General features: G+C 42.1%; 9 protein-coding genes. 7 read left to right on the forward strand and 2 right to left on the reverse strand.

Annotated features, from left to right (window positions below; genetic code table 11):
* Positions 1-30: 30 nt before the first annotated feature.
* The 4 genes from AC37HE_RS03725 (at position 31) to AC37HE_RS03740 (ending at position 7,740) form a co-directional block, all read left to right on the forward strand.
* Positions 31-3,240: a SusC/RagA family TonB-linked outer membrane protein gene (locus AC37HE_RS03725; RefSeq protein WP_500781440.1), complete on the forward strand. Its 3,210-nt coding sequence runs from the start codon at positions 31-33 to the stop codon at positions 3,238-3,240.
* Between the two features lie 28 nt (positions 3,241-3,268).
* Positions 3,269-5,023 carry a RagB/SusD family nutrient uptake outer membrane protein gene (locus tag AC37HE_RS03730; protein ID WP_500781441.1) on the forward strand — a complete coding sequence of 585 codons (1,755 nt, stop codon included), beginning with the start codon at positions 3,269-3,271 and terminating at the stop codon, positions 5,021-5,023.
* Between the two features lie 87 nt (positions 5,024-5,110).
* A complete protein-coding gene (locus AC37HE_RS03735; RefSeq protein ID WP_500781442.1) occupies positions 5,111-6,709 on the forward strand; it encodes an arabinan endo-1,5-alpha-L-arabinosidase in 1,599 nt (532 codons plus the stop codon).
* A gap of 17 nt (positions 6,710-6,726) precedes the next feature.
* Complete coding sequence (locus AC37HE_RS03740; protein ID WP_500781443.1) at positions 6,727-7,740, forward strand: arabinan endo-1,5-alpha-L-arabinosidase; 1,014 nt, start codon at positions 6,727-6,729, stop codon at positions 7,738-7,740.
* A 94-nt stretch (positions 7,741-7,834) separates the two neighbouring features.
* Here AC37HE_RS03740 and AC37HE_RS03745 read toward each other — a convergent pair whose 3' ends face one another.
* Together AC37HE_RS03745 and AC37HE_RS03750 are read right to left on the reverse strand one after the other, a co-directional pair.
* Entirely contained in the window at positions 7,835-8,176 is a 342-nt protein-coding gene (locus AC37HE_RS03745; RefSeq protein WP_500781444.1) for a hypothetical protein, read from the reverse strand.
* Positions 8,177-8,874: 698 nt separating this feature from the next.
* Positions 8,875-10,407 (reverse strand): alpha-N-arabinofuranosidase, encoded by a 1,533-nt coding sequence (locus AC37HE_RS03750; protein WP_500781445.1) that lies wholly within the window; start codon positions 10,405-10,407, stop codon positions 8,875-8,877.
* Positions 10,408-11,087: 680 nt separating this feature from the next.
* Here AC37HE_RS03750 and AC37HE_RS03755 point away from each other — a divergent pair.
* From AC37HE_RS03755 to AC37HE_RS03765, 3 genes are all read left to right on the forward strand, one after another.
* Entirely contained in the window at positions 11,088-11,963 is an 876-nt protein-coding gene (locus AC37HE_RS03755) for an electron transfer flavoprotein subunit beta/FixA family protein (protein ID WP_500781446.1), read from the forward strand.
* A gap of 18 nt (positions 11,964-11,981) precedes the next feature.
* Positions 11,982-13,001 (forward strand): electron transfer flavoprotein subunit alpha/FixB family protein, encoded by a 1,020-nt coding sequence (locus AC37HE_RS03760; RefSeq protein ID WP_500781447.1) that lies wholly within the window; start codon positions 11,982-11,984, stop codon positions 12,999-13,001.
* A gap of 20 nt (positions 13,002-13,021) precedes the next feature.
* The coding region (locus AC37HE_RS03765) for an acyl-CoA dehydrogenase family protein (RefSeq protein ID WP_500781448.1) at positions 13,022-14,497 on the forward strand (1,476 nt) is incomplete at its 3' end.

The raw sequence follows: 14,497 nt of genomic DNA on the forward strand, positions 1-14,497 counted from the left end.
AATAATCAATAAGATCAAAACATTAAGACTATGAAATATATATATTTAATCCTGTTGGGAATGCTGGCGCTTGTACCGGCAACATATGCTGAAGGTAACGGGAATGCCGACCAGATGACCATGACTCAACCAGGCACCATAAAAGTTACAGGTAAAATCGTTGATGATAGCGGGGAACCGCTTCCCGGTGCAACTGTAGTCGTAAAAAATACCACTAATGGTACGATTACCGATATCGATGGTAACTTTACGCTATCTGTTCCTTCAGATGCCACGCTGCTTGTATCTTTTATCGGATTCACACCTAAAGAAGTAGCCGTTGAAGGGAAAACTGACCTCGGTAGCATTAAAATAGTTCCGGATACAAAGGAACTTGATCAAGTGGTTGTAGTTGGTTACGGTACACAACGCAAGGTTGATCTTACTGGTTCCGTTTCAGTTGTCGACGCTGATGAGATGAAGAAAGTATCAAACTCAAACATCTCTACAATGCTTCAGGGAAAAGTATCCGGTGTTCAAATTACATCTGACGGACAACCGGGAGCTGACCCTACAGTACGTATTCGTGGTATCGGTTCATTCGGTAGTACTTCACCTCTTTACGTTGTCGATGGAGTACCAATGGGAACAACAATCCGCGACTTCTCTCCAAACGATATCGAAACACTTCAGGTATTGAAGGATGCTTCTGCTGCCGCCATCTACGGTTCGCGTGCTGCCAACGGTGTGGTTATCATCACTACCAAGCAAGGTAAGAAAAACCAGGCCATGAAGATTGACTATAGTGGCTACATGGGGGTTGACCAGGTGGAAAAAGGTGTGTACCATGTGATGGATTCTGAGCAATATGGTCAGTACGTCACTATGGCCTACAATAACAGCGGGATGGATGTTCCTTCCGGATACAATCCTGATAGCGAAAATTATTTGTACAACGCAGACGGTACAGCCAAAGTTAACACCGATTGGTTTAAGGAGGCGTTCAAAACAGGAGTTCGTCAGAATCATAACATCAACCTCTCTGGTGGTGGTGAAAACAATACGTACAACATTGCTCTCGACTATTACGGACAAAAAGGAACAATGGTTGGAGCCGGTCCTAACTTCGACCGATATACTGCCCGTGTCAACAATACGATGGATGTTAAGTTTTTGAAATTCAAAACAAACATCGTGTATAGCCACAGCAATCAGGACAATATGGCTCTGAGTAACGCCAACGAGTATGTACAAGGATTATATGGTTCACAATATCCGGTAATGGCATCGGTGCTGCTTTTACCTCCAACCATTAAGGCTTACGATGAATCCACCTGGGTTCTTGATGACAAAATTTCGGCTGCATCAGAATACAATTACGACTCTTACGGTTATGGTACTTACTATGACAACATTCATGGAGACTTGCGTGTAACGAACGTTTTGCTCGAAAATAATTTAATCAAGCGGAACACAAATGTTGACCGTGTTGTTGCTTCCGGTTCTGCAAATGCTGACCTGATAACGATGCTTGGCCTCAAGAGCAGCAATCACAAGTTGAACTACAACCTGAACATGTCGTACAGCAAGACTATTGCAAAGGATTTTACATTCGTACCTGCATTTATACAGAGTACAACAAACTACTTGTCGAAGAGCAATGAGAACCTGACAGAGGGCTATCGTAACAGTAGCGATGCACTTATCGAAAACACGGTTACCTACGATGGTAAATTTGGGCGCAGTCACATTAATGCGGTTGTTGGTCAAACTTTCGAGCGCGAACTCTATCATACACTGACTGGTACAGGTGTTAACATGCCGGAGCCCTACTATCTGCAAGTAAGCAATGCAGCGACGACATCAGCATATAGCTATGAAAGCGAACACGTGCTGGCATCGTATATTGGTCGTGTTAACTATAATTTCGATGAGAAATACCTGCTTTCGGCAACAGTTCGTCGCGATGGTTCAAGCCGTCTTTCTTCAACAGATAATACAGATTGGTTCCCATCTATATCAGGAGGTTGGCGTCTCGAACGTGAAAACTTCTTCCCGGTATCCAAATCGCTTATTAACCTCTTAAAGGTTCGCGGTAGTTATGGTGAATTGGGTAATGAGAACATTGGCGAATACCAGTATATGGATGTTATGTCGAGAGGAAACTATACTTATAGCTTCGGAAATAACAAGGTTACCGGTTCGGCCATTTCAAACTATGTAAACCCGAATATCAGATGGGAAAAGAAAAAGACTGTTGACTTTGGTCTTGATCTGGGAATGTTTAATAATAAGTTGGAATTTACTTTCGACTGGTATAAGTCAACATCTGAAGACCTTCTTTATAGTGTAGCAGTTCCAAGTAATGCCGGTGCTACCAACTCAACAGTAACGATGAACGCAGCAACAATGGTAAACTCAGGTCTTGAATTCCTGCTTGCTTATCACAATCATCAACATGCTGTTGGATTTGATGTTACTACAAACTTATCGACTCTTAAAAACGAAGTAACTAAGTTGGGCGTTTCAAACGAACCTCGTACCGATGGCTACTGCCGTACAGAGGTTGGTCGTGAAGTTGGTGAATTCTATGGTTACGTTTCTGAAGGGATCTTCCAATCGCAAGACGAGATCGATTACCGTGTTAACTCGCAAGGTGATTACGTTACTCAAAACGGAGCACAACCTGGTGACATTGCTTATGCCGACCTTAACAACGACGGCGAAATTACCAATGAAGACCAAAAATTCCTGGGTAGCGGTATCCCAAAAATTCATTATGGATTGAATGTGCGAGCAGAATATAAAGGCTTTGATTTGAGCGTATCAACTAATGGAGCTGCAGGTTTCAAAGCTGTAGATTTTGTTGATGTCACATTGCATGGTTCTTATGGTGCACTCAACAAGAGCGTTGATCTGTTGAATGCCTGGACTGCGGAAAACACAAACACAGATGTGCCTCGTATAGCTTACAAATCGTCAGGTTCAATCACTAACGATATGTTCAGTCAGCGTTTCATTCAAAATGCATCTTATCTGAAAATTGCTAACGTTGAATTTGGGTATAACTTCCCTGACAAATGGTTTGGTGGTCGTGTTAGCGGTGTTCGTGCCTACGTATCGGGTCAAAACCTGGCTACCTTCTCTAAATACAAAGGTTACAACGTAGACTTTGCCGGAGGTACATTTACTCCCGGTTACAACTATTGTTCTTATCCAACACCACGAACTATGATGTTCGGAGTACACTTCTCATTCTAAACATGTAATCTAAAAATCGGATATTAATATGAAAAGTTTAAATATAATTCTAACAGTGTTGGTACTTATTGGAGGCATGACTGCCTGCGATAAACAACTGGATGTTACGAACCCGAACAATCAGACAACCTACGATTTTGGTAATACCGAATCCGATCTTCAGGAGGCTGTTATTGCGTGCTACAATCGTATTCGCCTCGAAGGTACATTTGCCCGCGTTGGGTACACTCTGGATGCCGTACGCGGAGACGAAGTTTGGAACTCATCTCAACAGTGGTATTTGGAATACGACAACCTCAATTCTCCGGGTACTATCGGAATTGGTGATGAGTGGCCATGGCGCGACAACTACCATGTCGTAAACCGTACAAACTTTGTATTGTCAAAAGTTGATGCTGTTACCATGTCGGAAGATTCTTATAACCAGATTAAAGGCCAAGCTCTCTTTCTCCGGTCTCTGGCATACTACGACTTGGCTACCTATTACCAAACTGTACCATTGATTACAGATTATGCTTCCTATTCAGACATCAACACCATGTATGCTGCTAACAGCACACAAGATGAGGTGTTTGACCAAATAGAAACAGACCTTAAAACGGCTATGGAGATATTGCCATCGCGCGATGAAGGTGGCGAATGGGCTCAAGGTCGTGCAACATGCGGTGCTGCTGCCGGTTATTTGGCGCGTGCCTATATGTTCCGGCATAAATATGCTGAAGCTTATGCTGTATTGAAAGACATCATTGCAGGTAAGTACGGACATTATGAATTGATGGCTGACTATGGTGACAATTTTAAAGAAGGTACTGCTTACGAAAATAATGCAGAGAGTCTTTTCGAAGTTCAATTTATGGACTATGGCACAGGTGGAACTGACGAAGAATGGACTCCTGTAAATATCAGCTCGGAAGCGACACAGGGACAGGCTGTAGAAAGTAACTATGCTTCTCAGGAATTGGGTAGCTGGGGTGACCTGGCAGGCTCACCTTGGTTGTATAACTTATTCAAAAAAGAGGACTGTACGGATGGCCGTCTGGACCCACGATTGTACTGGACGTTGGTTACTTATGAAGATGAGTATAGTACTTATACCGGTCAAAAAACTGCGGCATATCCTGATGGAGATCCTCGTTGCAACACGGTTTATGAACAGGACTTAACTAAAACTCCTTTATCAAACAGTTCTCAGGGAGGTATATCAATAGCGAAGTTCACCAACGCAAGAAACAACATCTACAGCTCTATTACGACTGGATTGCACTGTGGAGTCAACCTTCGTTTGATGCGTTACAGCGATGTTTTACTGCGTGCCGCAGAGTGCGAAAATGAAATCAATGGTCCAACACAAACGGCGATCGATTACATTAATCTCGTTCGTGAACGTGTCGCTCTGGCTGATCTTAAGCTTGCCGACTTCCCAACTGCTGATGCTCTTTTCGAGCAAATAGCAAACGTTGAGCGTCCAAAAGAATTTGGTTGCGAAAACGGACGTGGTATTGACCTATTACGTTGGGGTTTCTTCTACGATTCAGGTCGTTTGAATCAGTTGGTTAAACATGGTTATTATAAACTTGACGGTACTGCCAACACCGATGAACTTACTGCTGAAACTGCCAGCGCTTCATCGTTCCAGTACTATTATAAGGGACATGAATATTTCCCAATCTATCAAGGTACTCTTGATGCCAACCCGAACCTTACAGGTAACTCGGCAAACAAGAATGAAGATAATAGCACTGATTTCTTATCAAAATGGAGTGTTCATCCAGTTGTTGAGTAGTCGTGATTCTATAAAATCAGGGACTTCCTTATCGGCATATTCTTGTGTGTTGATGAGGAAGTTTCCTCCACAAAAAAGATATTAGACATGAGATTAAAGTATTCATCGATTTTATTTATAAGCATCATCGCTCTGGCTTTTGCAGGGTGTAATGATGATGATTTGGGACCGACAGGCATAACCGTAAAGTTACCTGATTACATCGCCCCAACTTATGCAGACGACTATTCAGCGATAGCTTCGTGGGATAACCGTTCTGAATGGAACCTGGCAAATGTGCACGACCCGAGTGTGGTGTTCGACGGAACTTACTACTACATGTACGGCACAGATGCTTCGTATGGTAATGCCCTCGACGGGCATGGTCACTTTCCTTACAGAAGATCGAAAGATCTTGTAAACTGGGAATTTGAAGGCACTGCAATGGCTGAAACGCCTGCTTGGGTGAAGGACACACTGAATAATATGCGTGCGAGAGTTGGTTTAGATCCAATTGATAGCCCGGTTTTTGGTCATTGGGCTCCGGTTGTGCGTAAGGTCGGTGATAAGTATCGTATGTATTACAGTATCGTAGTTGATAATTTTATTGGCAATGGTTTGGCTAATACGGCTGATAATTTTGATCATACCTGGACTGAGAGAGCATTTATCGGGATGATGGAAACATCGGATTTGTCAAGTAACCAGTGGACAGATCACGGAATGGTTATTTGTTCGGTTTCTGATAAAGGAACCGATTGGAGCCGTTCATCTTATACCACTGATTGGAATGCGTACTTTAAGTATAATGCAATTGACCCGACCTTTATTACGACACCTGAAGGAGAAGAGTGGTTAATTTATGGTTCCTGGCATAGTGGTATTATGGCTTTGCAATTGGATACAGATACGGGACTTCCTTTAAATAATTTTGATATTAATGACGAGACTACCTGGGGAACACCGATTTATACACGTACATCGGGATCCAGGTGGCAAGCTTCGGAAGGGCCGGAAATTATTTATAATGAAGCAACCGGTTATTATTATTTGTTCCTTGCTTACGATGAGCTTTCTGTTGCCTATAACACACGGGTTTGCAGAGCCACTAATATCACAGGACCCTATTATGATTATGCTGGAAATGATATAACCGATGGAGGAGAGGTTTACCCAATCATAACACACCCTTATGCGTTTAATAATCATTCCGGTTGGGTTGGGATTTCCCACTGCGGCATTTTCCAGCAAGAAAGTACAGGTGACTGGTTTTATACATCTCAAGCCCGCCTTCCGGCTAATACCAATGGCAATGCCTACAGTAATTATATCATGATGGGGCATGTTCGCAAGATAGAGTGGACCGAAGATGGCTGGCCAGTGGTTCTTCCTGAACGTTATGCTGCAGTTCCACAAGATGATATTACAGCGGAAGATTTAGTTGGCTCGTGGGAGGCTATTACCTTAAATTACCAATACCAAGTGCAGCAAACTTCATCAACGCTGACCCTGGCAGCAGATAATACAGCCTCTGGTGCAATTACCGGATCATGGACCTATGATGCAGCAACGAAGATCTTAACAATTGGCGACCTGAAACTTTGCGTTGACAGGGAACTGGATTGGGAAGCGTCGCCTCGAGTACCCACTATCGTATTTTCCGGGCTAAACGCATCGGGTGTTTCGGTATGGGGTAAGAAAAACTAGCTTAAAGGATACGAAAAATGAGAATATTTAATGTTTCAGCCTTAGGGGCAATGATCTTCATGACATTGCTAAGTGTTCAAACTGTTGTGGCCCAGAATATCATTGTGCACGATCCGGTGATGATTCGCGAGAATTCGACCTATTATTTGTTTGCAACAGGCTGGGGAATCGATGTTTGGTCGTCGGATGATATGAAAAATTGGACCAAAGAAAATGCAGTATTCGATGTAGCTCCTCAATGGGCAGTAGATGCTGTTCCAACTTTTAAAGGACACATGTGGGCTCCGGATATCTCATTTCATAACGGTTTATATTATTTGTACTATTCTGTCTCAGCGTTTGGAAAGAATACATCATGCATCGGTGTAGCAACCAATAAAACACTTGACCCGGACGATCCCGACTTTAAATGGGTAGATCATGGTAAAGTGATTGAATCTTTTCCGGGGAAAGATAATTGGAATGCGATTGATCCGAATTTGATATTGGATGATGACGGAACTCCTTATTTGTTCTTTGGCTCCTTTTGGGATGGGGTGAAACGCGTGCGGTTAACTCCCGATTTATTGTCGGTGGACGAAGATGTTAATAAGCTTCCAACCGTAGCAACCCGCAAGGGTAGGCCAGCAGATCAATCTGCATCTGAAGGTGAGTCTTCGGTTGATGCGGGGGCAAATGCTATTGAAGGTCCTTTTGTTTTCAAAAAGGGAGACTATTACTACTTATTTGCCTCAATCGATTATTGTTGTCGTGGCGAGAAGAGTACCTATAAAATGATTGTAGGCCGATCCAAAAAACTTACCGGTTTATTTGTTGATAAAGACGGAAGAGAAATGGCTCATGGTGGTGGTACAATCGTTCTTAAGGGTGATAAGAACTGGCACGGCGTTGGACATAATGCAGTCGTAAGCTTCGATGGTAAAGATTATTTAGTTTTCCACGGCTACGATGCGAATGACGGTGGAAATCCCAAATTGCTGATTCGGGAAATCCATTGGGACAAAGAGCAATGGCCCGATGTTAAATTGTAAGATTTAAAGGCTTAAAAATATAAGAGGCTATCCGTTTTTGGATAGCCTCTTTTTTGTTGTGATAAAATATAAATGTTAACCCTCAAAAAAAATCTTAATTCGAAAATTGCAGTGATAAAAGCTCCTGATGATAAAGAGGTTTTAAGTCACTTACAATTCTTACTGCATTTTTATCACCATCCAATGCTTCTTCCTGCTTTGTTGTATAGTATTGAAAAGAGAAATTAAGCATTTTGTTGATCTTTGGATCAATATCCGGATGGATGTAATGTAAAAGCTCGGTACACCTTTTTAGGTTCTTGTAAAACAGTTCATTTTCTTTTTCATTACGGGCTTTCATTGCCACTAATTGATGAACTGAACGGTATATTCTGATGAATTCATCTAAATCAACTTTCGTTTTAGTTGATTTGTTGGCTATATTAACATATCTCATGACGCGTAACTTTAAATTAACCTATGGTAATGTTGTCTTAACAAATTTATGACAAAATGCTATTTCTGCATCATGTTTTGAGGTGTTAAAGAATATAGTTTGTAAGATTTATTAAATAAGAAAGAGGCTTCCCGGGGAAAGGAAAGCCTCTTTTTTTATAATTTTAAATGTAATCCACCAAAAATTCTAGTTTCTATAAACGAGTGACAAAAGACTTTTATGGAAAAGTGGACGTAATTCGGTTACGATTCTTTGAGCCTTTTTATCACCATCCAATGCTTCTTCTTGCTTTATCTTGTAATATTGAAAAGAGAAATTGATCATCTTGCTAATTTTCGGATTAATATCAGGATTTATGTGATATAGAAGTTCTGTAGCTCTTTTTAGGTGTGCATGGAATAACTCGTTTTCTTTATGGTTACGAGATCTCAATGCTACTAACTGGTGAACTGAACGGTATACATTTGTGAACTCGATTAAATCAACTGTTGTTTTGGTTGACTTTTTGCTAATTGTGCTAACATATCTCATGTCGATTAACTTTAAATTAATATTGGGTAACGTTGTGTTAACAAATGTATGACAGAATGATATTTTTGCGGCATGAAAATAGATGTTAAAGAATATACTCTGAGCTTTTTTAAAACATAAAAAAGGCGCCCTTATTGGACGCCTTTTTACGCTTATTTTACTGGATTTTATTGTAGTTGAACCAGCACAACGGATTTTGAAGGAAGTTCCAGGCTTAACTTGCCATTCTTTGGTTTATTAACTTCAAATTTCTGAAGGTTTACTTTTTCATCCTGATCAAAATCGTTGTAATCGGTCATATTCTTACCGGTAACAATTTGTCCGCTCGTAGTTGAAACGTCCATTCCGGATAAATCAATGTCGACATGCTCTGCTTTATTGGGGTTCAGATTACACAGTGTAATTGATACTACACCATCTTTTGTAGACGCAGAAGCACTTATCGCCGGAATTTTTTGGCCATCAAAAACGTAGTCATCACAATCTAAATTCATAGGGATTAACTCGGCACCCTGATGCACGGCATACATTTTAAATACAAAATAAGTTGGTGTCAGTACCATTTGATCACCTTTGGTCAGGATAACCGATTGCAGTACATTAACCATTTGCGCAATGTTTGCCATTTTAACGCGGTCGGCATGATTATTAAAAATATTCAGGTTGATGCCGGCTACCAAGGCGTCGCGCAGGGTATTTTGCTGGTAGAGGAATCCGGGGTTTGTGCCTTTTTCAACATTGAACCAGTCACCCCATTCGTCAACGATTAGGCCAATCTTTTTCTCAGGATCGTATTGATCCATGATTGTTGAGTGGCGTTTGATCAGGTCCTCCATGCGGAGGGTATTTCTCAATACGGAGAACCATCCTTTTTCCGAAAAGTCGGTTGCTGAGCCTTTATCTTCCCAGGCATTGGTAAAAGTGTAATAGTGTAACGAAACGCCTTGAACCAACTGACGGTGGCGTGTTGTTTTTTGCATAACAACTTTCATCCAGTTGTAGTCGTCAATGTTTGGACCACCTGCAATACGATATAAATCGCCATGGCAATAAGTTGCAAAACGGTTATAAAGATCGGAGTAGTATTCCGGGGTCATGTTGCCACCACAGCCCCAATTTTCATTCCCGATTCCCCAGAATTTCACATTCCACGGTTTTTCGCGACCATTCTTCTTGCGTAAATCAGTCATCGGACTAACATTCGAAGAAGTCACATATTCTACCCATTCCGAAGCTTCTTGCACAGTTCCCGAACCAACATTAATATTAATGTATGGTTCAGCTCCAATTAGCTCGCAGAAATTAAGGAATTCGTGTGTTCCAAAGCTGTTGTCTTCGGTAACCCCTCCCCAGTTTACATTGACGATAGAAGGTCGGTTTTGGCGTGGCCCGATACCATCTTTCCAGTGATAGGTGTCTGCAAAACATCCTCCTGGCCATCGGAGCAGGGGAATGTGCATATCCTTTAATGCGCCCATGACATCTTCACGGTATCCTTGGATGTTGGGAATATTCGAATCTTCACCAACGAAAATTCCCCCATAAATACAGTGTCCCAGGTGTTCGGCAAATTGCCCGTAAATTTCTTTACTGATTTTTGTTTTCGCGGCCTCCGGATGGAGTGTTAATTTACTTTGCGCTGACAGATTGAAGCTGATAAAGCACAGTAGGATGACAATAAAGGTGTTTCTTTTTTTCATGAGTTTGATATTAGTTTTGTTACAAATTTAATAAAAGTATCTTGTACTTTTATGAGAGATACTGTATAACATCTAACTATAGGTTATCCTTTTTTAGAAGAGAAGAAGATTGCGCCGGATAGAAGATCAGCCCTTGCTTTTTTGGCTTTGATTAAGGAATAGTTGTAATAAGATTAAGTTGCTATTTGAAAGAGGGTGTGTGGTATGATTTTCCTAAACTCCCAGCTTCTGCTCTCTGGTACCAACTACAGAGCAAAAATCAATTTTCCCACCTTATTGGAAGATTTTTGAGTTGACTATTTATAAAAGAAGCTTTCGCTACCGGATAGGATAGGGGCAAATAGCAATAGTCATCGTGTGTTCCTTATAATCATTATAAATAGAATGGATTAATTCGGACCGTCTTTTTCGATGTTGGAAATGCATAACTGAATTTAAAATATTGTTTTTCAGATTAATTTGAACGCAAATCGGCAGATTCAAGGAAATTCTGTTCGGCCGACTTGCCAAGGGAAATTGGGGCTTGCCGGTTGCTGTATGACATATCCTTGAAAACTTTAAGTGCTTTGGCTATATTTGTTAGCCTTGCTTTTAGAACCAATAAAGTCCCCGGCAATGGCAGCCTTATACTGGCAACGATAGCGGGATTTTCAACAATAAAACCGAAAAATTAATTTGAAATGAGATCTTTTAAAGTGATTGTTCTTGCCAAGCAGGTTCCGGATACCCGGAATGTTGGTAAAGACGCCATGAAAGCTGACGGAACAATTAACCGTGCTGCTTTATCGGCGATCTTTAATCCCGAGGACTTAAATGCCCTCGAACAAGCGCTGCGAATCAAAGAAAATTTTCCAGGAACTACGGTGACCATTCTGACAATGGGACCCGGTCGTGCTGCCGAGATTATTCGGGAAGGAATGTTTCGTGGTGCCGATGACGGAATATTATTAACCGACCGTGCTTTTGCCGGTTCAGATACTCTGGCTACTTCTTATGCCATTTCACAGGCGCTTAAAAAAGTGAAAGACTACGACATTATCATTGCTGGCCGTCAGGCTATCGATGGTGATACAGCTCAGGTAGGGCCGCAGGTTGCTGAAAAACTTGGATTACCTCAGGTTACCTATGTCGAGGAAGTACAGAAAATCGAAAAAGACAAAATCTTCGTGAAACGTCGACTGGAAAGAGGCGTTGAACTCGTAAGCTGTTCGCTGCCGATGGTAATGACCGTGAATGGTTCTGCACCCGATTGCCGTGCCCGGAATGCGAAACTGATTATGAAGTACAAGCATGCAAAAACGGTTACAGAACTTCAAAATTCAAACGAAGATTATCTTCATTTATATAACGACCGTCCTTACCTGAATATTCCGGAATGGAGTGTTAGCGATATTGAAGTTGATCATGCAGAACTGGGACTTAGTGGTTCTCCAACAAAGGTTAAAACCGTAGAGAATGTTGTGCTTCAGGCAAAAGAAGCCAAAGTGCTCAGTCCGTCAGATGACGACATGGACACGCTGATGCGTGAGTTAATTGAAAGTCATACCATTGGTTAACAGCTAATACGAAAAATCATGAACAACGTAGTTGTATATTGCGAAATCGAAGATGGTCATGTGGCTGAAGTAAGCCAGGAACTGATGACCAAAGGACGCGGCCTTGCCAATGAGTTGGGCGTAAAACTAGAAGCAGTGGCGATTGGTCACGAGCTTGAAGGAATCGAAAATCAAATTTTCCCATACGGAGTGGATACGGTGTATGTGGCTGACGATGCACGCTTGGCTCCTTTTACGACTCTACCGCACACCGCTATCATTGTAAAACTGTTCAAGGAACAAAAGCCGCAAATTGCTTTGATGGGGGCTTCTTCTATCGGCCGCGATTTGGGACCTCGTGTTTCCTCGGCGCTACACAGTGGGTTAACCGCTGATTGTACCAGTTTGGTTATTGGTAACCACGAAGATAAAAAGCAAGGGAAAGTTTACGAGAATCTGCTTTACCAGATTCGCCCTGCTTTCGGGGGGAATATTATTGCAACCATCATTAACCCGGATTGCCGCCCACAAATGGCAACTGTGCGTGAAGGGGTAATGAAAAAAGAAATTTTAGATCCGAAATATAAAGGGAAAGTAGTCAAGTTGGAAGTTGCCAAATATGTCAGCGATGCCGATTTTGCTGTGGAAATCATCGAACGTCATATGGAGAAGAGCAAAGTGAACATGAAAGCTGCTCCGATTGTGATTGCCGGTGGCTATGGTATGGGCTCCAAAGAAAATTTTCAATTACTTTTCGAATTAGCTGAAGTTTTAGGTGGCGAAGTTGGTGCTTCGCGTGCTGCAGTCGATGCCGGATACGTGGATCATGAGCGCCAAATCGGGCAAACCGGAGTAACGGTTCGTCCGAAACTTTATATTGCCTGCGGAATTTCGGGGCAAATTCAGCATCGTGCCGGTATGGAAGAATCGGCGCAGATTATTGCCATTAATACTGATCCTGAAGCGCCGATCAATGCCATTGCCGATTATGTAATTACCGGCGACATTGCGGAAGTACTTCCTAAAATGATTAAGTATTATAAGAAGAATACCAAGTAATTCAACCTAAAACTTAAGTAATGGCTAACTATTATAATGATAATAAAGAACTGAGATTCCACCTGTTTCATCCACTAATGGAGAAAATTGTCAAATTGAAGGAGCGGAATTTCACAGAAAAAGGAAACTTCGATTTTGCCCCGATGGATCACGAAGATGCCATGGACAACTTCGATAAAGTATTGGAAGTTGTTGGTGAAATTTGTGGCGACATTGTCGGACCAAATGCCGAATCAATTGATGCTGAAGGACCGCAGGTGGTCGACGGACATGTTGTTTATGCTCGAGGAACTGCTGAAAATATTGAAGCGCTGAATAAAGCCGGACTGATGGGGATGTCGTTACCGCGTAAATATGGTGGTTTGAACTTTCCGATTGTACCTTATATTATGGCTGCCGATATTGTTTCGCGTGCCGATGCCGGTTTTGTCAACATTTGGGGTTTGCAGGATTGTGCCGAAACGATCAATGAATTTGCATCAGAAGAGCAAAAAGAGAAATATCTGAGCCGCGTATGTCAGGGTGAAACCATGGCGATGGACCTGACTGAGCCCGATGCTGGTTCCGACTTGCAGGCTGTTCAGCTGAAAGCCACTTTCGACGAAAAGTCGGGTAAATGGATTTTGAATGGGGTGAAGCGTTTCATTACGAATGGTGATGGACATATTTCGTTGGTGCTGGCTCGTTCAGAACCCGGAACAAAAGATGGACGTGGTCTGTCAATGTTTATTTACGACAAGAATGACGGTGGTGTAACAGTTCGCCGTATCGAGCATAAAATGGGTATAATTGGTTCGCCTACTTGCGAGCTCGTATTTAAAGATGCTCCGGGAGAACTGGTTGGTTCGCGTAAAATGGGACTGATTAAATATGTAATGGCCCTGATGAACGGTGCACGTTTGGGTATTGCTGCCCAATCGGTAGGTGTGTGCGAAGCTGCTTACCGCGAGGCGCTTGCTTATGCAAAAGAACGTATGCAGTTTGGTAAAGCCATTATTAAATTCCCTGCGGTTTACGAAATGTTGTCGATGATGAAGGCAAAACTCGACGCATCGAGGACCTTATTGTACGAAACAGCTCGTTTTGTAGATATGTACAAAACCTACATGCACATAGCTGAGGAACGTAAACTGGAGAAAGAAGAACGCGATGAAATGAAAAAATACCAGCGTTTGGCCGATATTTACACACCTCTTGTAAAAGGTATGTCGAGTGAGTACAGCAACCAGTTGGCTTACGATGCAGTTCAGATTCACGGTGGTTCCGGTTTTATGAAAGATTACCCGGTTGAACGCATTTACCGCGATGCACGTATTACTTCGATTTACGAAGGTACTACGCAGTTGCAGGTAGTTGCTGCCATCCGTGGTGTTACAACTGGCGCCTACCTCAACCAGATCCGTGTGTACGAAGCCGAAACGGTTTCTCCTAAACTGGAATACATGAAACGTTCACTAATTATCTTGACCGATGATTACGAGCAGGCTGTGAAGAAA

The organism is Mangrovibacterium sp., assembly GCF_059905295.1.